Annotated in this window: 21 protein-coding genes; 8 read left to right on the plus strand and 13 right to left on the minus strand. The window is 66.0% G+C overall.

The genetic code is table 11. The annotated features are described in order from the left end of the window. Positions 1-12: 12 nt before the first annotated feature. The 8 genes from ispC to CDN36_RS11600 form a co-directional block, all read right to left on the minus strand. A complete protein-coding gene (gene ispC, locus CDN36_RS11565; protein ID WP_287496790.1) occupies positions 13-1,212 on the minus strand; it encodes a 1-deoxy-D-xylulose-5-phosphate reductoisomerase in 1,200 nt (399 codons plus the stop codon). A 2-nt stretch (positions 1,213-1,214) separates the two neighbouring features. Beyond that, on the minus strand, positions 1,215-2,024 hold the full coding sequence (locus tag CDN36_RS11570) for a phosphatidate cytidylyltransferase (RefSeq protein WP_150555882.1): 810 nt from the start codon (positions 2,022-2,024) through the stop codon (positions 1,215-1,217). Next, the gene (uppS, locus tag CDN36_RS11575) at positions 2,024-2,806 is read right to left on the minus strand and encodes a polyprenyl diphosphate synthase (protein WP_287496791.1); all 783 of its coding nucleotides are present in this window, start codon (positions 2,804-2,806) and stop codon (positions 2,024-2,026) included. Before uppS ends, CDN36_RS11570 begins: the two co-directional genes overlap by 1 nt. A gap of 62 nt (positions 2,807-2,868) precedes the next feature. After that, positions 2,869-3,429, minus strand: coding sequence for a ribosome recycling factor (gene frr / locus CDN36_RS11580; protein ID WP_150555884.1), 561 nt, complete (start codon positions 3,427-3,429; stop codon positions 2,869-2,871). Between the two features lie 85 nt (positions 3,430-3,514). Beyond that, entirely contained in the window at positions 3,515-4,228 is a 714-nt protein-coding gene (gene pyrH / locus CDN36_RS11585; protein WP_150555885.1) for a UMP kinase, read from the minus strand. Positions 4,229-4,325: 97 nt separating this feature from the next. Continuing rightward, positions 4,326-5,207: a translation elongation factor Ts gene (tsf, locus tag CDN36_RS11590; RefSeq protein WP_150555886.1), complete on the minus strand. Its 882-nt coding sequence runs from the start codon at positions 5,205-5,207 to the stop codon at positions 4,326-4,328. 152 nt (positions 5,208-5,359) lie between these two features. Beyond that, positions 5,360-6,109, minus strand: a complete 750-nt coding sequence (rpsB, locus tag CDN36_RS11595) for a 30S ribosomal protein S2 (protein WP_023596248.1) — start codon at positions 6,107-6,109, stop codon at positions 5,360-5,362. Positions 6,110-6,133: 24 nt separating this feature from the next. Further along, positions 6,134-6,625, minus strand: coding sequence for a hypothetical protein (locus CDN36_RS11600; protein WP_287496792.1), 492 nt, complete (start codon positions 6,623-6,625; stop codon positions 6,134-6,136). On the opposite strand from CDN36_RS11600, the gene map reads away from it, so the two are divergent. The 3 genes from map (at position 6,625) to CDN36_RS11615 (ending at position 11,586) form a co-directional block, all read left to right on the plus strand. Next, a complete protein-coding gene (gene map / locus CDN36_RS11605; RefSeq protein WP_150555888.1) occupies positions 6,625-7,452 on the plus strand; it encodes a type I methionyl aminopeptidase in 828 nt (275 codons plus the stop codon). The two genes, CDN36_RS11600 and map, sit on opposite strands and share 1 nt — an antisense overlap. Positions 7,453-7,543: 91 nt before the next feature. Then, complete coding sequence (locus CDN36_RS11610; protein WP_150555889.1) at positions 7,544-10,108, plus strand: [protein-PII] uridylyltransferase; 2,565 nt, start codon at positions 7,544-7,546, stop codon at positions 10,106-10,108. Continuing rightward, entirely contained in the window at positions 10,105-11,586 is a 1,482-nt protein-coding gene (locus CDN36_RS11615) for a pseudouridine synthase (protein ID WP_287496793.1), read from the plus strand. The genes CDN36_RS11610 and CDN36_RS11615 overlap by 4 nt, the downstream gene beginning before the upstream one ends. Before the next feature lie 128 nt (positions 11,587-11,714). On the opposite strand, the gene def is transcribed toward CDN36_RS11615, so the two are convergent. The 5 genes from def to CDN36_RS11640 all read right to left on the minus strand — a co-directional run bounded on the left by def (position 11,715) and on the right by CDN36_RS11640 (position 20,867). Further along, on the minus strand, positions 11,715-12,248 hold the full coding sequence (gene def, locus CDN36_RS11620) for a peptide deformylase (RefSeq protein WP_287496794.1): 534 nt from the start codon (positions 12,246-12,248) through the stop codon (positions 11,715-11,717). A 16-nt stretch (positions 12,249-12,264) separates the two neighbouring features. After that, on the minus strand, positions 12,265-14,382 hold the full coding sequence (gene ligA, locus CDN36_RS11625; RefSeq protein WP_287496795.1) for an NAD-dependent DNA ligase LigA: 2,118 nt from the start codon (positions 14,380-14,382) through the stop codon (positions 12,265-12,267). Positions 14,383-14,566: 184 nt separating this feature from the next. After that, positions 14,567-16,135 (minus strand): cell division protein ZipA C-terminal FtsZ-binding domain-containing protein, encoded by a 1,569-nt coding sequence (locus CDN36_RS11630; RefSeq protein WP_287496796.1) that lies wholly within the window; start codon positions 16,133-16,135, stop codon positions 14,567-14,569. A gap of 39 nt (positions 16,136-16,174) precedes the next feature. After that, positions 16,175-19,690, minus strand: a complete 3,516-nt coding sequence (gene smc, locus CDN36_RS11635) for a chromosome segregation protein SMC (RefSeq protein ID WP_287496797.1) — start codon at positions 19,688-19,690, stop codon at positions 16,175-16,177. Positions 19,691-19,880: 190 nt separating this feature from the next. Next, entirely contained in the window at positions 19,881-20,867 is a 987-nt protein-coding gene (locus tag CDN36_RS11640; protein ID WP_287496798.1) for a DMT family transporter, read from the minus strand. Between the two features lie 276 nt (positions 20,868-21,143). On the opposite strand from CDN36_RS11640, the gene dapC reads away from it, so the two are divergent. The 5 genes from dapC (at position 21,144) to prmB (ending at position 25,684) form a co-directional block, all read left to right on the plus strand. After that, complete coding sequence (gene dapC / locus CDN36_RS11645; protein WP_287496843.1) at positions 21,144-22,346, plus strand: succinyldiaminopimelate transaminase; 1,203 nt, start codon at positions 21,144-21,146, stop codon at positions 22,344-22,346. 25 nt (positions 22,347-22,371) lie between these two features. Beyond that, complete coding sequence (dapD, locus tag CDN36_RS11650; RefSeq protein ID WP_287496799.1) at positions 22,372-23,199, plus strand: 2,3,4,5-tetrahydropyridine-2,6-dicarboxylate N-succinyltransferase; 828 nt, start codon at positions 22,372-22,374, stop codon at positions 23,197-23,199. A 79-nt stretch (positions 23,200-23,278) separates the two neighbouring features. Beyond that, positions 23,279-23,626 carry an ArsC family reductase gene (locus CDN36_RS11655; RefSeq protein ID WP_150555896.1) on the plus strand — a complete coding sequence of 116 codons (348 nt, stop codon included), beginning with the start codon at positions 23,279-23,281 and terminating at the stop codon, positions 23,624-23,626. A 4-nt stretch (positions 23,627-23,630) separates the two neighbouring features. Then, on the plus strand, positions 23,631-24,782 hold the full coding sequence (dapE, locus tag CDN36_RS11660) for a succinyl-diaminopimelate desuccinylase (protein WP_150555897.1): 1,152 nt from the start codon (positions 23,631-23,633) through the stop codon (positions 24,780-24,782). A gap of 5 nt (positions 24,783-24,787) precedes the next feature. Next, positions 24,788-25,684: a 50S ribosomal protein L3 N(5)-glutamine methyltransferase gene (gene prmB, locus CDN36_RS11665; protein WP_150556012.1), complete on the plus strand. Its 897-nt coding sequence runs from the start codon at positions 24,788-24,790 to the stop codon at positions 25,682-25,684. Positions 25,685-25,764 lie beyond the last annotated feature (80 nt).

Genomic DNA, 25,764 nt, shown 5'->3' on the forward strand with positions numbered 1-25,764 from the left:
ATCGACGTGGCGTCAGGAAAACGCCGGGGCGGGCAATGCGGCGACGATGCCCGTCGCCAGTTCGCGGGCGCGGCGGTCGGCCTCGAGCACCACCTCGAGCGACGTGGCTTCGCCGACCGGCACGGTATCGAGCACCTGTTCGACCACCTGTGCGATTGCCGTGAAGCGGATGCGCCCTTCGAGGAAGGCGGCGACGGCGACTTCGTTGGAAGCATTGAGCAGCGCACCGGCCGTGCCGCCGCGATGCAGCGTCTCGAACGCCAGGCGCAGGCACGGGAAGCGGCGCAGGTCCGGCGCCTCGAACGTCAGACGGGCAATGTCCGCCAGATTCAGGCTCGGCACGCCCGACGCCACCCGATCGGGGAACGCCAGCGCGTGCGCGATCGGCGTGCGCATGTCGGGGTTGCCGAGCTGGGCGAGCGTGGAACCGTCCGTGTACGTGACCATCGAATGGATCACGCTTTGCGGATGAATCAGCACCTCGATCTTCTCGGGCGGCATATTGAAGAGCCAGTGCGCCTCGATGACTTCCAGCCCCTTGTTCATCATGCTGGCCGAGTCGACGGAAATCTTGCGGCCCATGACCCAGTTCGGGTGCGCGCACGCTTGATCCGGCGTCACGTTTTCCAGCGAGGCCAGTTCGCGCTCGCGAAACGGTCCGCCCGAGGCCGTCAGCACCAGTTTCTCCACGCCGCGCGTGGAAATCCGGCTCTCGCCCGCCACTTGCGGCAGGCACTGGAAAATGGCGTTGTGCTCGCTGTCGAGCGGCAGCAGCGTGGCGCCGGCGCGCTCGGCCGTCGCCATGAACAGCGCCCCGGAGAGCACGAGCGACTCCTTGTTGGCAAGCAGAATGCGCTTGCCAGCACGAGCCGCAGCGAGCGTCGACTGAAGACCCGCGGCGCCAACGATGGCGGCCACGACCGTCGTCGCTTGCGGCGCTTGAGCGATGTCCACGAGCGCCTGCGGCCCGTAAGCGACTTCGGTCTTCAGCCCGGCGTCGGCCAGACGCGCCGCGAGCGAGCGAGCCCCGTCGGCGTCGGCGACCACGGCCACCTGCGGACGATGCGCGACGCACTGCTCGAACAGGCGATCGAGGTTGCGATGCGCCGAGAGCGCGTAGACGGCAAAGCGGTCGGGATGACGGCCCACGACATCGAGCGTGCTGACGCCGATGGAGCCGGTGGAGCCGAGAATGGAGAGACGTTGCGACATGATCAGACGAGGAGCAGAGCCAACGGGAGGACCGGGAGCAATGCGTCGATTCGGTCGAGCACGCCTCCGTGGCCGGGCAGCAGCGCGCTGGAATCCTTCACGCCGGCCTGCCGTTTGAGTTGAGATTCGAACAGGTCGCCCACGACCGAGAACGCCACCAGCAGCGTCAGCGCCAGCGCGCCGAGCGCCAGTCCGAGCGTGCCGGCGAGGTGCGAGACGAGGGTCGGCGCCTGCATGCCGCTCGCGAGCACGCCAGCCGCGACCACCAGTACCAGCAGCCATCCGCCGACCGCCCCTTCCCACGACTTGCCGGGGCTGATGGACGGCGCCAGCTTGCGGCGGCCGAATGCGCGCCCCGCGAAGTAGGCGCCGGTATCGGCCAGCCATACGATCACCAGCACCGACAGCAGGAACGCCACGCCGCGCTCACGCGCCAGACACAGCGCCTGCCACGCCGCGATCAGCAGCACCGGGCCGGCCACGAGCAGCAGCGCGCGCCAGGCGCCCTTCGTGGCGGGCTTGCGCATCAGCGTGTAGGGGCCCGCGAGCAGCCAGAAAATGGCCGCGGGCTTGAGCCAGAGGCCCGAAGAGGTCCAGCCGCCGCCCCACGTGAGGCCCACGCCCAGCAGCGAGAGCGCCCCGTAGAAAACCGCGCCGGTACTGTTGAGTCCGACCAGCCTTGCCCATTCCCAGCCGGCCGCGGCGACGATGACGGCCGCGAGCAATGCGAACTGCGCCGGCGTACCGACGAAGATCACGGGCAACAGAATGGCGAGAAGTACGACAGCGGTAATGACGCGTGTCTTGAGCATCAGGCGGATTGTCCCGAGGAGTTCTGGACTTGCGCGCTGGTACGGCCAAAACGGCGTTCGCGCTGCTGAAACTCGGCGATCGCCCGCTTGAGCGTGTTGGCGTTGAAGTCCGGCCAGTATTCTTCGGTGAAATACAGTTCAGTGTACGCCAGTTGCCAAAGCAGAAAATTACTGACCCGCTGGTCGCCGCCGGTGCGGATGAACAGGTCCGGCTCCGGGGCGTAGGCCATGCTCAGATACGGCGCGAGATCTTCCTCGCTGAACGAGGTCTCGAGCGCAGCGGCCCCACCCTGCGCGACGCGCGCCGCCGCAAGCTTCTGCGCCGCTTGCAGAATGTCCCAGCGCCCGCCGTAGTTGGCGGCAATGGTGAGCGTGAGGCCCTTGTTGTCCTGCGTGCGCTCTTCGGCACGCCGGACCAGTTCCTGAATGCGCGGCTCGAACGCTTCGAGCGCGCCGATGACGCGCAAACGAATGCCGTTGCTGTGCAGTTTGCCGACTTCTCGCTCCAGCGCGAGGATGAAGAGCTGCATCAGCGTCGAGACCTCGTCCTGCGGGCGACGCCAGTTCTCGGAGCTGAACGCGAACAGGGTCAGGTACTCGACGCCGAGTTCGGCGCACGCCGTCACCGCTTCACGCACGGCATCGACACCGCGCTTGTGGCCCGCCACGCGTGGCAATTTACGACTGGTGGCCCAACGCCCGTTGCCATCCATCACGATGGCGACGTGGCGCGGGATGCTCGCTGTCTCGGGAACGGTGAGCGTGGAGCTGAGAAAACCCATTGAGATACGGCGCGGAAGTCGCAAAAAGTCGACGAGAGTCTTACGGTGAAGGCCGGCGGCCCTCAGACCGTCATGATCTCGGCGTCCTTCTGCTGCACGAGCTTGTCGATTTCGGCGACAAACTTGTCGGTGAGCTTCTGCACGTCTTCGCTGCCGCGGCGCTCGTCGTCTTCCGAAGCCTCCTTGTCCTTGACCAGCTTCTTCAGCTGCTCGTTGGCATCGCGACGCAGGTTGCGCACGGCGACCTTCGCACTTTCGCCTTCGGACTTGACCAGCTTGGTCAGCTCGCGTCGACGCTCTTCGGTCAGCATGGGCATCGGCACGCGGATCAGATCGCCTTGCGTGGCGGGATTCAGGCCGAGATCCGACTCGCGGATGGCCTTCTCGACGGCGGCGACCATCTTCTTTTCCCACGGCTGCACGCCGATCGTGCGACCGTCGATGAGGTTGACGTTGGCCACTTGCGAGATCGGCACCATCGAGCCGTAGTAATCGACCTGCACATGATCGAGCAGGCCGGTATGCGCGCGACCGGTACGAATCTTCGCCAGGTTGTTCTTGAACGATTCGATCGAGCTTTGCATTTTTTGCTCGACATTCTTCTTGATGTCAGCAACGGTCATGACAACCTCCAAACCTTGAATTGATACGCAAACGTAAATGATACGGCGTCGGCGCGCCAATGCCCGCCGACGCCGCAATTTGAGCTCAAACGTGGACGAGCGTTCCCTCGTCCTCGCCGAGGATGACGTGCTTGAGCGCGCCCGGCTTGACGATCGAGAACACGCGCACCGGCATCTTCTGATCGCGGCACAGCGCGAAAGCGGTCGCGTCCATGACCTGCAGGTTCTTCGAGATGGCCTCGTCGAAGCTGATGGTCGAATACTTTACTGCGTTGGGGTCCTTCTTGGGGTCGGCCGAGTATACGCCATCGACCTTGGTTGCCTTGAGCACCACTTCCGCACCGACTTCGGAGCCGCGCAACGCGGCGGCGGTGTCGGTGGTGAAGAACGGGTTGCCCGTACCGGCGGCGAAGATCACGACCTTGCCCTCTTCGAGCTGACGGATCGCACGCGGACGAATGTAGGGCTCGACCACCTGGTCCATGCGCAGCGCGGATTGCACACGCGCTTCGATGCCGGCGTGACGCATGGCGTCCTGCAAGGCCAGCGCGTTCATCATCGTCGCGAGCATGCCCATGTAGTCGGCCGTTGCGCGGTCCATGCCGGCGGCCCCGCCTGCCACACCCCGGAAAATGTTGCCGCCGCCGATCACGACGGCCAGTTGCGTGCCCAAGCGCACGACTTCGGCAATGTCGGCCACCATCCGCTCGATGGTCGCGCGATTGATGCCGAACGCATCGTCACCCATGAGGGCTTCACCAGAGAGCTTGAGAAGTACGCGTTTGTAAGGAGTAGACATGGCGGTCCTTAAGAAGTCTGGTCGGGCACTGTGAGGGTATTCTGGATGAAACAACGGGGACGGCATGGCCGCCCCCGGGTACTGCGTGCTGCGCGAATTACGACTGCTTGGCAGCGGCCACCTGGGCAGCCACTTCGGCAGCGAAGTCGTCCTGCTTCTTCTCGATGCCTTCGCCGACCACGAACATGGTGAAGCCCTTGACCGTGGTGTTGTTGGCCTTGAGCATCTGCTCGACGGTCGACTTGTCGTCCTTCACGTAAGCCTGGTTGAACAGCGAGACTTCCTTCAGGAATTTCTGCACGCTGCCTTCCACCATCTTGGCGACGATCTCGGCCGGCTTGCCCGACTCGGCGGCCTTCTCGGCGGCGACCTTGCGCTCCTTCTCGATCAGTTCCGGCGAAACCTGGTCGCCCGACACGGCCACCGGCTTCATGGCGGCGATGTGCATGGCCACGTTCTTGCCGACTTCCGGATCTGCGCCGTCGTACTCGACCATCACGCCGATGCGCGTGCCGTGCAGGTAGGCCGCGAGCTTGGCCGACGTTTCATAGCGCTGGAAGCGGCGAATCGTCATGTTCTCGCCGATCTTGCCGATCAGGTCGGCGCGCACTTGTTCGACCGTCTTGCCGTCGAGCGGCAGGGCCGAGAGCGCCGCCACGTCGGCCGGGTTCTGCTCGGCGACCAGCTTGGCCAGGTCGTTGGCGAACTTCAGGAAGTCGTCGTTCTTCGAGACGAAGTCGGTCTCGCAGTTGATTTCGACCACGGCGCCCTTGCCGCCGTCGATGTAGGCGGCGATCACGCCCTCGGCCGTGATACGGCTTGCGGCCTTGCTCGCCTTGCTGCCCAGCTTGACGCGCAGGATTTCCTCGGCGCGGACCATGTCGCCGTCGGCTTCGGTCAGCGCCTTCTTGCATTCCATCATCGGCGCATCGGTCTTGGCGCGCAGTTCGCCCACCATTGCTGCAGTAATTGCCGGCATCTCTTACTCCTGTATATCGAATCAGTCGGGTGGAGACGGCGCCGTGACGGCCTCGCTGCCCGCCCCTGGCGCCCCGCGCACCCGACGCGGGGAAATCAGACTAAAAAAAGGGGCGCCACCAGCAGCCCCTTTTGTTACGCAGCGGTGGCCGCTTACGCCTCTTCGTTCACTTCGACGAACTCGTCGCCATCGCCGCGCACGGCTTCGACGACTTCCTTGACGGCGTTTGCACGGCCTTCGAGGATGGCGTCGGCAACGCCTTGCACGTACAGCTCGACAGCCTTGCTCGAGTCGTCGTTACCCGGGATGACGTAGTCCACGCCATCCGGCGAGTGGTTCGTGTCGACCACGGCGATCACCGGAATGCCCAGCTTGTTGGCTTCGGTGATGGCGATCTTGTGGTAGCCGACGTCGACCACGAAGATGGCGTCGGGCATGCCGCCCATTTCCTTCACGCCACCGATGGACTTCTGCAGCTTGGCCATTTCGCGATCGAACAGCAGCGCTTCCTTCTTGCTCATGCGCTCTTGTTCGCCGGCTTCCAGAGCCTGCTCCATGTCCTTGAGCTTCTTGATCGACGACTTCAGGGTCTTGAAGTTCGTCAGCATGCCGCCCAGCCAACGGTTGTTGACGTAAGGCATACCCGCGCGCGTTGCGGCTTCCGCCACGATTTCACGCGCCTGGCGCTTCGTGCCCACGAACAGGATCGTGCCACGGTTGGCGGCCAGTTGACGCACGTACTTCAGTGCGTCCTGGTACATCGGCAACGTCTTTTCGAGGTTGATGATGTGAATCTTGTTGCGATGGCCGAAGATATAGGGGGCCATCTTGGGGTTCCAGAAACGGGTTTGGTGACCGAAATGGACGCCCGCTTCCAGCATCTGACGCATCGTGACAGACATGTGATTCTCCGTGAGGGTTGGGTCTTAGACCGGCTGCCGTACCCGTTTCGCCAGACTGCCACACAGCTTTGCATGACCCGCCTGCGAAAATCGGGCACCCTGGGTGCGCCGGCCCGCGATTTCAAAAGTTTCCAAGCCGAGGCGAATATCGCCCGCCTCACCGGACGCGACGCCTTTATTTGGCACCACACGGGGGCAAAACACCCCAAAAATCCGGCCAGGACCCTTGAAAGCCAAGGGAAAACCCTTGGCTTTATTGACAACTCGTCCTCGACTTAGCCCGAGATTATAGCATCGCGGGGCGCCTTCGCTCAAGTGACGCACAAGCCTGTCATGCGACCCGCCAAACGCCCGGTCCATGCGGCATTGCGCCCGGTCCGGGGCGCCGTCCGAGGCCGGGTCCGGAAGTTCGGAAAATTCGCCTCGGAATCGGCCGAAATCCGCGCCGCGCGGGCCGAAACCGGCCCATTGATGCGATAATGCGGCATTGTTTCCGCAATCTGTCAGATCCAGCAATGGCCATCACCCTCAAGAATGCCCACGACATCGAAATGATGCGCGTCGCCTGCCGCCTGGCCAGCGAAGTGCTCGATTTCATTACGCCGCACGTCCGCGCGGGCGTGACGACCGGGGAGCTCGACCGGCTGTGCCACGAGTACATGGTCAAGGAGCAAGGGACCGTGCCCGCGCCGCTGAACTATCAGCCGCCCGGCTATCCGCCCTACCCGAAGGCCACCTGCATTTCCGTGAACGACGTGATCTGCCACGGCATTCCGGGCGACAAGGTCCTCAAGAACGGCGACGCGCTGAACATCGACATCACCGTCATCAAGGACGGCTACTTCGGCGATACGAGCCGCATGTTCATCGTCGGCGAAGGCTCGATCCTGGCCAGACGCTTGGCGCAGGTCACTTACGAGTGCATGTGGCTCGGCATCAACCAGGTCCGGCCAGGCGCGCATCTGGGCGACATCGGGCACGCGATCCAGACGCATGCCGAAGCGCAGGGTTACAGCGTCGTGCGCGAATACTGCGGCCACGGCATTGGCCAGGTGTTTCACGAAGATCCCCAGATCCTGCACTACGGACGCCCGGGCACCGGCATCGAGCTGCAGGCCGGCATGATCTTCACCATCGAGCCGATGATCAACGCCGGCAAGCGTGAAATCCGCACGATGCCGGACCAGTGGACGGTGAAGACGCGCGACCGCAGTCTGTCGGCGCAGTGGGAACACACCGTGCTCGTGACGGAAACGGGGCACGAGGTGCTCACGCACTCGGCCCTCACGCCGCCGCCGCCGCCGGGGTCCGCCTATGTGGCGTCTTTTCCCGCGGCCGCCTGACGTTCGCCGACTTCGAAGCCCCCATGCCCGGCCGCCGATGAGGGCGGCCGCCCCGGCCTGACCCGTCACATACACTCAGGAAGAAGCCGCCATGCACGCGCGTGCTCATGCCCCGTCCCCGCTACGTCAGGCCCTCAGGCAACGCAAGGCCGACCTCGTCGAGCGTTTCACCGCGCATGGCAAGGTCGACGCCCTGCTGCACGGACTCTGCCAGGCCGTCGATCAATCGATGCGCGAGGCCTGGGCCCAGTGCGGCATGCCAGACGGTCTCGCGCTGGTCGCCGTGGGCGGCTACGGGCGCGGTGAGCTCTATCCGTATTCGGATGTCGACATCCTGTTGCTGCACCGCAGCATCGATGGCGAGGCGCTCACGCAGCACGTGGAGCCGTTCATTGGTTTTCTGTGGGACATCGGGCTGGAAATCGGCTCGTCGGTCCGCACGGTAGACGAGTGCCTGACCGAAGCCCATGCCGACATCACCGTGCAGACAAGTCTGCTCGAGGCGCGCTTTCTCACGGGCAATCGCGCGCTTTTCGACGAATTCGGGCAACGCTTTGCCGCCGATCTCGATCCGCTCGCGTTCTTTCGCAGCAAGCAGCTGGAGATCCGCCAGCGGCACGCCAAGTATCAGGACACGCCGTACAGTCTGGAGCCGAACTGCAAGGAAAGCCCGGGCGGGCTGCGCGACTTGCAGGTAATCCTGTGGATGACGAAGGCGGCCGGCCTGGGCAACAGTTGGGCGGAGCTCTTCGCACGCGACTTGCTCACCGAGCGCGAGCTCAAGGAACTGCGTCGCAACGAGCAGTTCCTGAAAGGGCTGCGCGCGCGGCTCCATCTGATTGCGCGGCGTCGCCAGGACGTCCTCGTGTTCGACATGCAGACGTCGCTCGCGCAAAGCCTCGGGTTCGAGGCAACGCCGACCAAGCGCGCGAGCGAGCAACTCATGCGCCGGTATTACTGGGCCGCGAAAGCCGTCTCGCAGCTCAACACCGTGCTGCTGCTCAATGTCGAAGCCCGCCTCTTCCCGCAGACCAGCGGTGTGACGCGCGTAATCAACGAGCGATTCGTCGAAAAGCAAGGAATGATCGAGATTGCGGACGACGAGTTGTATCAGCGTCACCCGAACGCGATCCTCGAGACCTTCCTGCTGTACGAGCAGGTCGTCGGCGTGAAGGGCCTGTCGGCGAGAACGCTGCGCGCGCTGTATAACGCCCGCGAACTGATGGACGCCCGCTGGCGCGCCGATCCGGAGAACCGACGGACGTTCCTCGAAATCCTGCAGCAGCCGCAGGGCATCACGCACGCCTTGCGTCTGATGAACCAGACAAGCGTGCTGGGCCGCTATCTGATCAACTTCCGTCGCGTCGTGGGCCAGATGCAGCACGACCTCTACCACGTCTACACGGTCGACCAGCACATCCTGATGGTGGTGCGCAACATCCGCCGCTTCGCGGTGGCGGAACACACGCACGAATACCCGTTCTGCAGCCAGTTGATCGCGAACTTCGACCGGCCGTGGGTATTGACCATCGCCGCCCTCTTCCATGACATCGCGAAGGGCCGCGGCGGCGATCACTCCACACTGGGCATGGTCGACGCCCGGCGCTTCTGTACGCGCCATGGCCTCGGCCGCGAGGATACGGAGTTGATCGTGTGGCTCGTCGGCGAGCATCTGACGATGAGCACGGTGGCGCAGAAGCAGGACACCACCGACCCCGAGGTCATTCGCCGGTTCGCCGACAAGGTCGGCAACGAGCGTCGTCTGACGGCGCTCTACCTGCTGACGGTTGCCGACATTCGCGGCACCAGCCCGAAGGTGTGGAACGCGTGGAAGGGCAAGCTGCTCGAAGACCTCTACCGCCTGACATTGCAGGTGCTGGGCGGGGCCAATCCCGATCCGCATGCACGGCTCAAGGCGCGCAAGGAGGAAGCGCTCGGCCTGCTACGGCTGTACACGGTGCCCGAACGCGCGCAGGAGGCGCTGTGGAACACGCTGGACGTCGCTTATTTCCTGCGCAACGACCCGGCGGATGTCGCATGGCAGACGCGCCATTTGTGGCGACATGTGCAGAGCGCCGAGCCCATCGTCAAGGCGCGTCCCTCGCCGATTGGGGAAGGATTGCAGGTGATGGTCTACGTGCGCGACCAGGTGGACCTGTTTGCCCGAATTTGCGGCTATTTCGAGCGCAAGGGCCTGTCGATTCTCGACGCCAAGGTACACACGACCAGCGAGGGCTTCGCGCTCGACAGCTTCCTGCTTACCGACCCGGGCCTCGATACGAGCTATCGCGACATCATCAGCCTGGTGGAGAGCGAGTTGGTCTCGCTGCTCACGCGCGCCGAACCGTTGGCCGAACCGAACAAGGGGCGCCTGCCGCGCCGCTCGCGCAGCTTCCCCGTCACTCCGCGCGTCGATCTGCGCCCTGACGATCGCGGCCAATACTACTTGCTGTCGGTATCGGCCAACGACCGCACCGGCCTGCTCTACGCGGTCGCCCGCGTGCTCGCGCGTCATGGCGTGAGCGTGCGTACCGCCCGCATCAACACCCTCGGCGAGCGTGTCGAAGACACGTTCCTGCTCGACGGCAGCCGCTTGCAGGATAACCGCCTGCAAATCGCCGTCGAGACCGAATTACTCGAAGCACTGGAACCATGAGCGATACCCCGCGCGCCAAGCTGAGCGCCAAACATCCCCGCATCCTCGACAAGACCCGCGCGCCCGTGCGCTCGTCGAGCCCGCTTCGGCGCCCGACCAAAGCCGTGCCCGCGTCAATGCTCGATGGGTCCGGCGCGAAGATGAGGCCGACGAAGCCGACGAAGGCGAATGAGCCGACTAAGCCGACTAGGCCGACTAAGCCCGCGCGGCCGCGCCCGGCGGGCGATGTGCCGGCACCCGCCGGTGGTGCTCGCCCCTCCGGGACTGCGCCCCGCAAGGCCGCAGGCAGTACCAAGCCATACGAGAAGCGCACGAGCGGCGAACGCCCACCGGCGCGCGGTCAGCGCGAGCGTGTGGCGGGCGCCCGTCCGGCTCGCTTCAATGCTGAGGAGAGCCCGCGCCGCAGCGCCGAAGGCAGCGCCCGGAGCGGTGACTACGCACGCCCGGTCAAGCGCGGCGCGGACGATCGCCCTCCGCGTCGCTTCGATGAAGAGCGCCCGCGCCGTGGCGCCGAAGGCAGCACCCGGAGCGGTGACTACGCGCGCCCGGTCAAGCGCGGCGCGGACGAGCGCCCGCCGCGTCGCTTCGATGAAGAGCGCCCGCGCCGTGGCGCCGAAGGCAGCGCCCCGGGCGCCCGGAGCGCCCGCCCGGCCCCCCAGGCTCGCCCCGCACGCGCCCGGCGTGACAGCGATGACGACATCAAGATTCACCACGACGCCGCCGGCTCGCTGCGTCTGTCCAAGCGCATGTCCCAACTTGGCCTGTGCTCGCGTCGCGAAGCGGACGAGTGGATCGCCAAGGGCTGGGTGCGTGTCGATGGCAAGGTGGTAACCGAGCTCGGTACGAAGATTCTGCCGACACAGGACATCACGGTCGTCCAGGCCGCCCAAAAGGAACAGGCCAATCGCGTGACGGTCCTTCTGCACAAACCCGTCGGATACGTGTCGGGACAGGCGGAGGACGGCTATGAGCCGGCCGTCGTACTGGTTACGCGCGAACACCATTGGAGCGAGGACGACGCCGGCATACGCTTCTCGCCGTCGCATCTGCGCAGTCTCGCCCCGGCGGGACGCCTCGACATCGACTCGACGGGCCTGCTTGTCCTGACGCAGGACGGCCGCGTCGCGAAACAGCTGATTGGCGAGGACTCCGAGATCGAAAAGGAATATCTCGTCCGCGTCTCGTTCAACGAGCATTCGCACAACGTCCAGGCGCACTTCCCGGCCGAGCGTCTGGCGTTGCTGCGTCACGGTCTGGCGCTCGACGATCAGCCGCTCAAGCCGGCGCAGGTCGACTGGCAGAACCCGGAGCAACTGCGTTTCGTGCTCAAGGAAGGCAAGAAGCGCCAGATTCGTCGAATGTGCGAACTCGTCGGACTGCATGTGACGGGCCTCAAGCGCGTGCGAATGGGGCGCATCACGCTTGGCAACCTGCCTGTCGGCGAGTGGCGTTACCTGCGCCCGGGCGAAACGTTCTGATTCCCGCACGCCGGTTGCCAGGGCCGGCGTGAATGCCGCAGAGGGCTTCCACCACTCCCGGTCGCACCAAGAAAAAGCCCGCCATTTTCGGCGGGCTTTTCCATTCCAACGCGCCAACGTGTCGCGCGTCAATCGTCGTTGGCCGGGTCCAAGCCCGGGAACAGGATCTCCGTGAAGCCGAACTTGGTGAAATCCGTGATGCGTATCGGATAGAGCTTGCCAATCAGGTGATCGCACTCGTGCTGCACCACTCGCGCATGGAAGCCTTCCGCCACACGGTCGATGACGCGACCGTATTGATCGAAACCTTCATAACGCAGCATGGAATAGCGGTTGACCATCCCCCGCAAGCCGGGCACCGACAGGCACCCTTCCCAGCCCTCCTCCATGTCCTGCGTGAGCGGCGTGATCACCGGGTTGATGAGCACCGTCTCGGGCACTTCGGGCGCGTCCGGATAGCGATCGTTGTGTTCGAAGCCGAAGATCACCACCTGCAGATCGACGCCGATCTGCGGCGCGGCCAGACCCGCGCCGTTTGCGTGCTTCATCGTGTCGAACATGTCGGCCACGAGTTCGTGCAACTCGGGCGTATCGAACTGCTCCACCGCCTTGGCGATGCGCAACAAGCGCGGATCGCCCATCTTCAGAATGTCGCGAATCATCGGTCGGGTCCTCACATCAAAGCGCGGCCAACATTGCGCGCATAGCGTCCTCGTCGAGCACGGGCACCCCCAGTGCCTCGGCCTTCGCCAGCTTGCTGCCGGCCTCGGCGCCCGCGACGACATAGTTCGTCTTCGCAGACACGGAGCCGGCCACTTTCGCTCCCTTCTCTTCGAGCATCGCCTTGGCCTCGTCGCGCGAGAGCGTCGGCAGCGTGCCTGTAAGCACGAAGGTCTTGCCTGCCAGCGGCAACGGCGCCGCGGCGGCCGGTTCCGACTCCGGCCAGCTCACGCCCGCGGCGCGCAACTGCTCGATCACCTCGACATTATGATCTTCGCAGAAGAAATTGTTGATCGACTCGGCCACCACCGGTCCGACGTCCGGCACGGCAAGCAGTTCCGTCAGGTCCGAATCGCGCTTGCACGCCGCAATCAGGTTGTCGAGCTTGCCGAAATGACGGGCGAGATCCTTTGCGGTCGCCTCGCCCACATGGCGAATGCCCAGCGCAAAAATGAAGCGGGCGAGCGTCGTGTGACGCGCCTTGTCGATCGACGCCACCAGATTGGACGCCGATTTGTCGGCCATCCGATCGAGCGCGGCCAGCTTCGCCACGCCCAGCTTGAACAGATCGGCCGGCGTGCGAATGATCTGCTGGTCGACGAGCTGCTCCACCAGCTTGTCACCCAGCCCCTCGATATCGAGCGCACGGCGCTGCGCGAAATGCAGCAGCGCCTGCTTACGCTGTGCTGCGCAAATCAGGCCGCCAGTGCACCGCGCGATCGCCTCATCGGGCAGCCGCTCGATCGCCGAGCCACAGACCGGGCATTCGGTCGGCATGACGAAGGCGCGGGCGTCGGCCGGGCGGCGATCGAGCACCGCGCCAACGACCTCCGGGATCACGTCGCCGGCGCGCCGGACGATCACCGTATCGCCGATCATCACGTCCTTGCGGCGAATTTCGTCCTCGTTGTGCAACGTGGCGTTCGTGACCGTGGCACCGCCCACGAACACCGGCGCAAGGCGCGCCACGGGCGTGATTGCCCCCGTGCGGCCGACCTGCACCTCGATGTCGAGCAGCGTCGTCAGCGCCTCCTGCGCCGGAAACTTGTGAGCCAGCGCGAAGCGCGGCGCGCGCGAGACGAAGCCGAGGCGGTCCTGCTCGTCGCGGCGATTCACCTTGTAGACCACGCCGTCGATGTCATACGGCAGCGACTCGCGCGCCGCGCCGGCGGCCCGATAGAACGCGAGCAGGCCGGCCGCGCCCTGCACCACTTCGCGGCGATCGTTGACGGGAATACCCAGCTCGACATACCAGTCGAGCAGCGCCGAGTGCGTCTCGGGCATCGGTACCCCGACCAGTTCACCCACGCCGTAAGCGAAGAATGACAGCGGGCGCCTGGCCGTGATGCGCGAATCGAGTTGACGCAGACTGCCCGCCGCCGCATTGCGCGGGTTCACGAAAACCTTCTCTCCGGCCGCTTCCTGCGCGCGGTTGAGTTTGTCGAAGTCGGCGCGAAACATCAGCACTTCGCCGCGCACCTCGAGCACCTCAGGGGGCGTGTCGGTGTTCAGGCTGAGCGGAATCTTCTTGATGGTGCGAATGTTGGCGGTGACATCTTCGCCCGTCGTGCCGTCGCCGCGCGTCGCGGCTTGCACCAGCACGCCGTGCTCGTAGCGCAGCGCGATCGCGAGGCCGTCGAACTTCAGCTCCGCCGCGTATTCGACGGGCGCGCCGAACAGATCGCCGCTGGACACGTTCGCGCCCGCCCCGTCGCGCAGCGCGTCACTCACGCGACGGTCGAACGCTTCGACATCCTCATCGGTAAACGCGTTGTTGAGCGAGAGCATCGGCACCCGGTGCACGACCGGCGCGAAGCCCTCCACCGGCTTGCCGCCGACGCGCTGCGTGGGCGAGTCGGGACGCTGCAATTCCGGGAAGGCGTTCTCCAGCGCGACCAGTTCGCCGAACAGGCGGTCGTACTCGGCGTCGGGGATGAGCGGTGCATCGTCTTCGTAGTAGGCGCGGTTGTGGCGAGCCAGTTCGATGCGCAACTCGGCGGCGCGCTTTGCTGCCGCCGTGGCGTCGGCTGCCGTATGGGCTTTCGCGCCCTGGCCCGTAGCGGAAGTTTGGGACATGCGTTGAGACTCGGGATTCGAGAGTTCAGAACATTATGCCTTCGACGCCCGCGGCTTGGCGTCGTCGATAGCAGGAATCAATGGGAATAAAAACGCCGCTCACCCAACGGTGAACGGCGTGCATCGAACGCCCGCCGGAGAGCGCCGCACCGGCGCCGCCACCCGCCGGGCATCGGCCCCGGGCTTACTGACTGAACAGGCGGCGCGTGACCGGCGAGCCGGCCGGCAGTCCCCTCGCCTCGAGGCGCTCGTAGAGCTTGAGCAGTTGCTTGTCGACGTTTTGCAGCGCAGCATCCGAGAGCGGCCGGCGCTGATCGTCCACCACCCGGCCGCCGATGCGCTGGCCGATCGAGCGCGCGTAATCGCACATCAGGCGAAACGGCAGCAGGTCCTCGTCGGCCACGGGCACGTCGAGCAGCATCGTGATGAGGTCGCCGCCCTTGTACGTCAGATCGTCGCGCAGGAAATTCGTGTCGCCGAACTGCAGCATGAACACCGGGTTCTGCCGCGTGTCGAGCTTGACGAACCGCATGCCGTCGCGCGAGAGCAGCAGACCATCCTGGGTTGCCACCGCCTGCACGTAGTTGGCCGACCACGGTGCGCCGTCGGACAACACGTTCACGGACAGTTGCGCGTCGCACTGTGCGGCAAAGCCGTCGAGCTCGCGGGCGCGTGCCACCGTCTCCATCATGTCCGGCAACTCGGGCAGCGCGTCCACGGTGTCGGAGAGCGTCTGCACGAGATTCGAGAATTCGGAGAATTCGACTTCGTTGAGTGCGCCCGCGCGGTTGGCCAATTGCACGGCCATGCGCAACTGGTGGTAGCGCCCGCCCGTGCGGATCGGCTCCCACGGCGAATGCTCGTCCGCACGGCCCTCGATGTTGACGGGCTTGCTGCCCGCACGGCGCATGCGCACCGTGAGCGGCATCAGGCGCTCGGCGGCGATCACGTTCGCGAGCGGCAGATCGACGATGCAGTCGATGCGCTCGTCGATGATCGGCGCCGGCCCGCTCGGCGCGGCAGCGCGGACCGCCGTCGGAATGGTGGCTGCGGTGGCTGCGGTGGCTGCGGAAGCTGCAGTGGCAGCAGCGCCGGCCCCGTCCGGCGCGGCCGCGACCGCATCCGACGGGGCGCCGGCCGCAGCCGAGACGGACGCCGCAGCGCACGCATCGACGGTATCGTCGGCCGCCAGTTCCGCATCGACGCGCGCGACGGTCCCTGCGGCGTCGTTCGCCTCGCCCTGCTCGGCGCCATGCGCGACGGCGTCCGTTCCGGCGGCCGGGGCCGAGGTTGATGTCAAGGCCGAGGCAGCTTCGGTTTCGACGGCGAGCGCGGCGTCCCCGGCGTCCCCGGCGTCCCCGGCGTGCGCGGCGGCGGACGCGGCCGACATAGCGGCCTCCTGCGCAGCGCGCCTGCGCGCGGCGGGCGGCGCATCCCAGGCGTCTTCGTTGATGGCAAAGGCGTCCTGCACCGACGTGCCGGCCGGCGTCGCCTGGCCCAGCGCGCCGAGCGTCGGCTCACGACGCTCGCCCGATTGCACCGGCACGCGCGGCGGCGAGAGCGTCGGTTCGATGAACGGACGATCGTCATCGGTCTCGGGCGCCGCGGCGCTCGCGTCGATGCCCGCTGCGTCGACCGGCATGCGGCGCGGGATGCGCGCTCGCGCCTTGCTGCCCTGCCAGGCGTTATAGGCCACCACCCCCAGCAGTACCACTACCCCTGCGGCAATCAAGCTAAGCTGCAGTTCATTCATGCGCGGCGTTCCTCTCTCTTCTCCATCGTGGGCGCGGGGTCAGGCGATCTCGGCCAGATTGATCGCGGACTCCATGTCCACCGCCACGATCCGCGACACCCCTTGCTCCTGCATGGTGACGCCGATGAGCTGGTTGGCCATTTCCATCGCGATCTTGTTGTGCGAAATAAATACGAATTGAGTGCGATCCGACATGCGCGCCACCATCTTGGCGTAGCGCTCGGTGTTCGCGTCGTCGAGCGGCGCGTCGACCTCGTCGAGCAGACAGAACGGCGCCGGATTGAGCTGGAACATGCCAAACACCAGCGCAATGGCCGTGAGCGCCTTCTCACCGCCGGACAGCAAATGAATCGTCGAGTTCTTCTTGCCGGGCGGCTGGGCCATCACCTGCACGCCGGCGTCGAGAATTTCGTCGCCGGTCATGATGAGCTTGGCCTGCCCGCCGCCGAACAGCATCGGGAACAGTTCCCCGAAATGCTTGTTCACCTCGTCGAACGTGCCCTGCAGCAGCACACGCGTCTCCTCGTCGATCTTGCGAATGGCGCCTTCGAGCGTTTCGATGGCGTCGTTCAGATCGGCCGATTGGGCGTCGAGGAAAACCTTGCGCTCGCGCGCGGCCTCCAGTTCTTCGAGCGCGGCCATGTTGACCGGTCCGAGCGCGTTGATCGCGTTGTTGATGCGGGTGACTTCGCCTTGCAGGTACGACGGCTTCATGTCCGGCGTGAGCTTGGCCGCGAGGGCTTGCTCGTCCACCTCGGCGGCCGCCAGTTGCTCGACGAACTGCTCGCGATTGAGCCGCGCCGCCTGTTCCTTCAACTGCAGTTCGGTAATGCGCTCGCGCAGCGGCTGCAGACCGCGCTCGGCCGCGAGACGCTCCTCGTCGCTTTGACGCAGCTTCTGCGTGAGCGCTTCGAGTTCCCTGCGCGCCGCGGCCAGGATTTCTTCCTTCTCGGCGCGCAGTTCCAGCGCATCCTGCAAGCCGTTCTCGGCCGTCTGTTCGGTGATCTGGGCGAGTTCGGCCTGCGCCTGCTCGATCGACGCGACGAGTCGCTCGGCCTGTTCGTGCGCCGTCTGGATATTGCGGCGATGCTCATCGATCTTGCTCGCGACGCCCTTCTGGCCATATGTTGCTTCCTGCGCCAGGCGCTCCAGTTCGCGCGCGCGGTTGCGCGCTTCGGAGAGCTGGGCGTCGAGCGATTCGAACTCGAGCTGGCCGTCTTCGAACGTTGCCTGCAGTTCGGCCAGACGCGCGTCAGCCTGCTCGAAGTTGGCTTCCGACTCGGCACGCATGGCCGATTGCTCTTCGATCTGCGCGGCGATTTCGCGCAGTTCTTCGTCGATCTGGGTGCTGCGAGCGTTGTAGCGCTCGTGCGCCTGGGTGAGCTTGAGGACGTCCAGTTGCAGCGCGTGCACGCGCTGCGTGGCGCGCTCGGCGCGGCCCCGCACTTCGGTCAACGACTGCGCCGCCTGGCTGTAGGCGGCCTCGGCGCGCACCGCGTTGGCCTTCGCTTCGTCCGAGAGCAGCGCCTGCGCACGCAATTGCTTGCCGAGGTTTTCGATTTCCTGCTGGCGGGCGAGCAAGCCGGCCTGCTCGGAGTCCGCCGCATAGAGCTGCACGCCTACGCGCGTGACCTGATGCCCGGCCTTGACGACGATCGCGGCGCCTTCGGGCAGTTGGCCGCGCGCGGCCATCGCCTGCGCGAGATCATCGGCGACGAATACGTGACCGAGCCACTCCTGCAGCACGGCGCGCAGGCCCGGATCGTCGATGCGAAGCAACGACAGCAGCGCACGCAGCGACGCGGGCGCGTCGAGCGCACGCGCGGCCGGCGGCGGCGAGTAGAACGCCAGCTTGGCCGGCGGCGCGTCGCTCGCGAAAGCCTTGACCCAGTCGAGATTGCTGATTTCGAGCGCCGCCAGACGCTCGCGCAGCACCGATTCGAGCGCGTTTTCCCAGCCCGGCTCGATGTGCAACTTTTTCCACAGACGCGGCAACTGGGCAAGCTCGTGCTTGTCGAGCCACGGCTGGACCTTGCCCTCCGTCTGCACGCTTTCCTGCAACTGCTTGAGCGCGGCGAGACGGGCTTCGAGCTGGGCGATGGTCGCCGCTTCGGCCTGCACGCGCGCCTGCGCTTCGGCGCGTTCGGCCTCCAGGCGAGGCAGACGCTCCTGCGCTTGGGCGAGTTCGGCCTGCGCGTCTTCGAGCATCGCCTGATGCTCGGCCAGCTCCGCACGCTGCATCTCCAGCTCGGCTTCGTCAGGCTTGTCCAGCCCGCGCGCCTCGCCCTGCAGGCGCTCCTGACGCTGCTGCAACTGCTGCAGCGCCTGATCGGCGTTGCGCTGGTGCGCCGCCTCGAGCTTCAAGCTCTGCTCGACTTGCGCGATTTCGCTGCGTTGCTCGTTGAGCAGGTTCTGCGCGTCGCGCCAGCGCGCCTCGAGTGCGGGAAGCGCATCGTTCTGTTCTGCGGCCTGGTCCTGCGCCGTGGCGGCGCGCTCTTCGGCGATGATGAGCTCTTCCTCGGCAAGCGCGAGCGCCTCTTCGGACTGCGCCGAGCGGGCCTGCCACTGTTCGCGCTGCGAAGTCAGCGCGGCCAGTTGCGCCTGCACGCGATTGCGCGACTCGACCACGTAGCGGATTTCCGCCTCCAGGCGGCTCACCTCCGAGTTGGCCTCATACATGGCGCTTTGCGCGGCCTGCACCGCATCCGTCGCGGTGTAGTGCGCGGCGCGCAGCGTTTCGAGGTCCGATTCGGAGCCGCGCAAACGCGCCATCTGCGCTTCGAGGTCGACCTGCGCCGCCTCGATCGCGCGCTGCTGACGCTCTTGCTCGTTCTGCGCTTCGTTCTTGCGCAACAGCCACAGCAACTGCTGTTTTTCCTCGCCGTCGCGCTGCAGATCCTTGAATCGATTGGCCACGACGGCCTGCGACTCGAGCTTCTCGAGATTGGTGCCGAGCTCGCGCAGGATGTCCTCGACGCGCGTCAGGTTCTCGCGCGTGTCCTGCAGGCGGTTCTCGGTCTCGCGGCGGCGTTCCTTGTACTTGGACACGCCGGCGGCTTCTTCGAGGAACACGCGCAGTTCCTCGGGCTTCGCCTCGATGATGCGCGAGATCATCCCCTGCCCGATGATGGCGTAGGCGCGCGGCCCCAGGCCGGTGCCGAGGAAGATGTCCTGAATGTCGCGGCGGCGTGCCGGCAGGTTGTTGATGTAGTAGCTGGACGTGCCGTCGCGCGTGAGCACGCGCTTGACGGCGATTTCGGCGTACTGGCTCCACTGCCCGGCGGCGCGCCCCGCGCTGTTGTCGAATACGAGTTCGACGCTCGCACGGCTTGCCTGCTTGCGGGCGGTCGACCCGTTGAAGATCACGTCCTGCATCGATTCGCCGCGCAGCTCCGAGGCGCGCGACTCGCCGAGCACCCAGCGCACGGCGTCGATGATGTTGGATTTGCCGCACCCGTTCGGGCCGACGATCCCGACCAGTTGGCCGGGCACCGCAAAGTTCGTCGGATCGACGAACGACTTGAAGCCAGCGAGTTTGATGGAAGTCAGACGCACGGCAGGTTCGCTTTTTCGGTCATTGAATGATGGGAAAGACGCAGACGCGCTCAGCTGGTCCTGTCGGGCCTCGCGCACGCTGGCGCGCGCGGGGGCCACACTACGCCGAGTCCACGAGATTCGCGCAAAAACAATGCCTTATCGGCACCGCCCCGCTATCGCATGCGACCCGGCGTCACATCGGTACGCATCATACCATCGCATCCCCGGGCGTCGCGCTTTTACCACGCCGCGGCGCGGGCAAAATGCCGGACAGCACGCCGGCCGCGACGATACACAGCCCGCCCGCGATTTCGCGCATGCCGAGGCCCTCGCTCGCCAGCCACCACGAGGAGACGGCGGCCACCACGATTTCGAACAGCATGATGAGTGCCGCCTGATTGGCCGGCACCCGCGCCAGCCCGAACTGGACGATGACATTCGTGATCGCAATGGTGCAACCGAGCGCGAGTGCAACCGCTGCGCTCGTCCCGCTCGACGAGAGTTCGGCGAGCGCCGCCCGTCCGGCCTCGACCCCGCCGTCGAGCGGCAGCACCAGCAAGCCGCCCACGACGCAACCCAGATAGAGCGTCCAGCTGCGCATCTCCGGGCGCACGTCGGGCAGCGCCTGGCTGACCTTGCGCAGCAGCACGTTGTTGAGCGCAAACGCCGCGCCGGCCATGGCGCCGGCCCATTCGCCGGGGTTGTCCGGCATGGGCCAGCCCAGCTCGGGCGACCAGAGCATGAGCCCGGCGCCGCCCAGCGCCAGCGCGATGAGCCCCGCGCCGCGCAGCCCGACGCGCTCGCCGAGCAGCCAGTGGGCGAAGAGCGCCGTCCAGACCGGGGTCAGATAGAAAAGCAGCAGCACGCGCATGACATGGCCGTGCGTGGTGCCCCACACGAACGACACGTTGGTGGCGCCGCCCGCGAACGCCACGCCCGCGAGCAGCCACGACCAGCGCAGCGTGCCGAGCGAGCGGTGATAGACGAGCGTGAGCAACAGCAGTGCGACGGTCGCCGTACAGGCCTGGGCGGGCACGGCCGCCACGCCCCACTGGGCCAGCATCCGGTAGGGAAACCAGGCCAGCCCCCACACCGACGATCCGATGAGAATGGCCAGGGCGGGCGCCGCCCGGGTGCGCACAGACGCGCCAGACGCCAGGTCCGGGCCCTGCGAGCCGTTGCCGGCTACGGTCATGCTGATGACTCCTGAAAAACCTGAGATACTCCGCAGGCTTGCCCCATTGGCGCCTCGGAATGTGCTGAATTACGCGGCGGTCGCGCCTTCAGCGCGCCGTGACGGTATAATTTTCGCTTTGCCGATCTTGCCATTCTTGCGGGCATCCGGGAACCCCTTCGGGAGACGGTTCTTGTCCGCCAAGCCCTGCCGCACGCGTGCGCCAAGCTGCCTCGAATTGCCTCGAATCGAATCGCGCCACAGCGCGAACCCTAGTCCTGAGTCTGTTTGAATCTCGTGAACCCATTACTCGACAAGCTCCAGCCTTACCCCTTTGAACGCCTGAAGTCGCTGGTGGCCGATGTCACGCCCGCCAGCGCCTTCAAGGCCATCAGCTTCGGTATCGGGGAGCCCAAGCACCCGACGCCGCAGTTCATCAAGGAAGCCCTGATCGAAGGGCTGGGCGGCCTTGCGAACTACCCCGCCACGGCGGGCAGCGAGCCGCTGCGCGCGGCCATCGCGCAATGGCTGGAGCGGCGCTACACGCTGCCGAACGTGAACCCGGCCACCGAGGTGCTGCCGGTGACCGGCTCGCGCGAGGCGCTGTTCTCCTTCGCACAGGCTGTGGTCGACGGCAGCAAGCCCGGCGCGCGCGTGCTGTGCCCGAACCCGTTCTATCAGATCTACGAGGGCGCGACGCTGCTCGCCGGCGCCACGCCCTATTACGCCGACAGCGATCCGGCACGCAACTTCGCGCCGAGCTACGACGCCGTGCCCGCCGACGTCTGGCGCGACGTCCAACTCGTCTACCTGTGCTCGCCGGGCAACCCGACCGGCGCGGTACTGGGTCTGGAGGACTGGAAGCGCCTGTTCGAACTGTCTGACCAGTACGGTTTCGTGATCGCCTCGGACGAGTGCTACTCCGAGATCTATTTCGACGAAGAGCACGCACCGCTGGGCGGCCTGGCCGCGGCGCATCAGCTCGGGCGCGGCTTCGAGCGCCTGGTGGTGTTCTCGAGCCTGTCCAAGCGCTCGAACGTGCCGGGCATGCGCTCGGGCTTCGTCGCCGGCGACGCCGCCATCCTCAAGAAATTCCTGCTGTATCGCACGTACCACGGCTGCGCGATGAGCCCGGCCGTGCAGGCCGCGAGCATCGCCGCGTGGAACGACGAAGCGCACGTGCGCCTGAACCGCAGCAAGTACCTCAGGAAATTCCAGACGGTCACGCCGATGCTCGCGCAAGTGCTCGACGTGCGCCTGCCGGACGCCGGTTTCTATCTGTGGGCCAGGGTCGACGCGAAGACCGGCCTGTCGGATACGGAATTCACGCGCCAGTTGCTGGCGCAATACAATGTGGCCGTACTGCCCGGGTCGTATCTGGGCCGCGCGGCGCACGGCACCAACCCGGGCGAGAACTACGTTCGCATCGCCCTCGTGGCCGATGTGGACGAATGCACCGAAGGCGCGCAGCGCATCGTGCAGTTCTGCCAATCCCTTTAATTACTCACTGCAACTGATTCTCGCCATGTCGCAACAACTGCAAACCACCATCGACCAAGCCTGGGAAAACCGTGCCGAGATCTCGGCCAAGTCGGCGCCCGCCGACGTGCGTGAGGCGGTCGCCCACGTCATCGCCGAACTCGACAAGGGCGCGCTGCGCGTGGCCCAGAAGCGGGACGGTCAGTGGATCGTGAACCAGTGGGTCAAGAAGGCCGTGCTGCTGTCGTTCCGCCTGGAAGACAACGCCGTGATGCCGGCCGGCGGCTTCAGCCAGTTCTACGACAAGGTGCCGAGCAAGTTCGCCAGCTACACCGCCGAAGATTTCGCACGCGGGGGCTTTCGCGTCGTGCCGCCGGCCGTGGCGCGCCGCGGCTCGTTCATCGGCAAGAACGTCGTGCTGATGCCGTCTTACACCAACATCGGCGCCTACGTCGACGAAGGCACGATGGTCGACACGTGGGCCACCGTCGGCTCGTGCGCCCAGATCGGCAAGAACGTCCACCTCTCGGGCGGCGTGGGCATCGGCGGCGTGCTCGAGCCGCTGCAGGCCAACCCGGTCATCATCGAGGACAACTGCTTCATCGGCGCGCGCTCGGAAGTCGTCGAAGGCGTGATCGTCGAAGAGAACTCGGTGATTTCGATGGGCGTGTACCTCGGCCAGTCGACCAAGATCTACGATCGCGAAACCGGTGAAGTTCACTACGGCCGCGTGCCGGCCGGCTCGGTCGTCGTGCCGGGCAACCTGCCCTCGAAGGACGGCAAGTACAGCCTGTACTGCGCGGTGATCGTCAAGAAGGTGGATGCGCAAACGCGCGCCAAGACCGCCATCAACGATCTGCTGCGCGGCGAGTAAGCCAGCGCGCAGGATGCCGGCGAGTGCGAGGACCTCGCCCGCCGGCTTTTTTTGTAACAGCGACATCAGGAGTCCAGGCATGACGGCAGTGCTGTACGGCATTCCCAACTGCGATACCGTGAAGAAGGCGCGCACGTGGCTCGACGAGCACGGCGTGGCGTATGACTTTCACGACTTCAAGAAGGCGGGCGTGAGCGACGCAATGCTGGACCTCTGGCTCGCGCAGGTGCCGCTCGCCACGCTGCTCAATCGCCGGGGCACCACGTGGCGCAAGCTCTCGCCGGAGCAGCAGGCCGCGGCGGCCGAGGTGCCGGCGGCGCGCGCCCTGATGATCGAAAACCCGTCGCTCATCAAGCGCCCCGTGCTGGTGGCCGACGGCAAGGTTTCCGTGGGCTTCACGCCCGACAGTTACGCTTCACGATTCTGACTTCATGACTTCCTCCCAAGGCGCCACGCTCGCGCTTACCGAGCAACTGATCGCCCGTCACTCGGTGACGCCCGAAGACCGCGACTGCCAGACGATCCTGGCGCGCCGGCTGGCCGCGATCGGCTTCGCGTGCGAGACCATCGCGTCGAACGGCGTGACGAACCTGTGGGCGCTCAAGCGCGGCACGCGCGGCACCGACGGCAAGCTGCTCGTCTTCGCCGGCCACACGGACGTGGTGCCGACCGGCCCGCTCGAGCAATGGCACTCGGACCCGTTTGCCCCGACGCACCGCGACGGCATGCTCTACGGTCGCGGCGCGGCCGACATGAAGACGTCGCTGGCCGCATTCGTGGTCGCTTCGGAGGAATTCGTCGCCCAGCATCCGGATCACGCCGGCGCCATCGGCTTCCTGCTCACCAGCGATGAGGAAGGTCCGGCCACCGACGGCACGGTCAAAGTCGTCGAAGCGCTCCAGGCGCGCGGCGAGCGGCTCGATTACTGCGTGGTCGGCGAGCCGACCTCGAGCCGGCGTCTGGGCGACATGGTCAAGAACGGCCGGCGCGGATCGATGTCGGGCAAGCTCGTCGTCAAGGGGGTGCAAGGTCATATCGCGTACCCTCATCTGGCGAAGAACCCGACACATCTGTTCGCCCCGGCGCTGGCCGAACTCACCCAGACCGTGTGGGACGAAGGCAACGAGTACTTCCCGCCCACCACGTGGCAAATCTCGAACATTCACGCGGGCACCGGCGCGACGAACGTCATCCCCGGCGAACTCACTGTAATGTTCAACTTCCGCTTCTCGACGGCGAGCACGTCCGAGGGCCTCCAGCAGCGCGTGCACGAATTGCTCGACCGCCATGGCCTGACCTATACGCTCGACTGGACGATCAGCGGCCAGCCGTTCCTCACGCCGCGCGGCGAGCTCTCCGAAGCGCTGTGTGGCGCGATCCGCGAGGAAACGGGGCTGGAGACGGAGCTGTCGACGACCGGCGGCACGTCCGATGGCCGCTTCATCGCACGCATCTGCCCGCAGGTGATCGAGTTCGGCCCGTGCAACGCGAGCATCCACAAGATCGACGAGCACATCGCGGTGGCCGACATCGAGCCGCTCAAGAACATCTATCGCGGCGTACTCGCGCGTCTGGTGGCCTGATGACCATGCACGCGCATTCCTCTCACCCGTTTCGGACGCTGCGCGACCTGCTGCGCTACGCCGTGTCGCGTTTCAACGAGGCCGGGCTCGCGTTCGGCCATGGCTGCGCCAGCGCATACGACGAAGCCGCGTATCTGCTGCTCCACACGCTGCACCTGCCCATCGACACGCTCGAGCCGTTTCTCGACGCGCGGCTGCTGCCCGAGGAGATCGAGCGCGCGCTGTCGGTCATCAATCGCCGTGCCGGCGAGCGCGTGCCCGCCTCGTACATCACCAACGAAGCATGGATGCACGGCCGGCGCTTCTACGTCGACGAACGCGTGATCGTGCCGCGCTCGTTCTTGGGCGAACTGCTCGAAGACGCGCTGCAGCCGTGGGTCAACCATGCCGAGGACGTGACCGACGTGCTCGAACTGTGCACCGGCTCGGGCTGCCTCGCCATTCTCGCCGCCGAAGCCTTCCCCGCGGCGCACATCGACGCCGTGGACATCTCCCCCGACGCCCTCGCCGTGGCCAGGATCAACGTGGCCGATTACGCGCTGGAAGACCGCGTCGCGCTGCATCTGGGCGATCTGTATGCGCCGCTGCCCGAGGGCAGGCGTTATGAGGTCATCCTGACCAACCCGCCCTATGTGAACGAGGGTTCGATGCAAGCGCTGCCGGCCGAATATCGTCACGAACCGCGCCTTGCGCTCGCCGGTGGCGACGACGGCATGGACGTGGTCCGGCGCATCATCGCGGGCGCACGCGAGCGCCTGAGCGACGATGGCGTGCTGATCGTGGAAATCGGCAACGAGCGCGCTTTCGTCGAGGCCGCGTTCCCTGATCTGCCCATGACGTGGCTCGCCACCAGCGCGGGCGACGACATGGTGTTCCTGGTGCACGCGGCCGACCTGCCGTAAGCGAACGGTCGCCAGCACGGCGCCCGGCCGCTGCGATCGCGGCTGTCGCCGCACTCGCTGCTCTCGGGACGGTGGCATCG

Source organism: Pandoraea sp. CB10b_02 (assembly GCF_002216225.1).
Taxonomy (GTDB): domain Bacteria; phylum Pseudomonadota; class Gammaproteobacteria; order Burkholderiales; family Burkholderiaceae; genus Pandoraea; species Pandoraea nosoerga.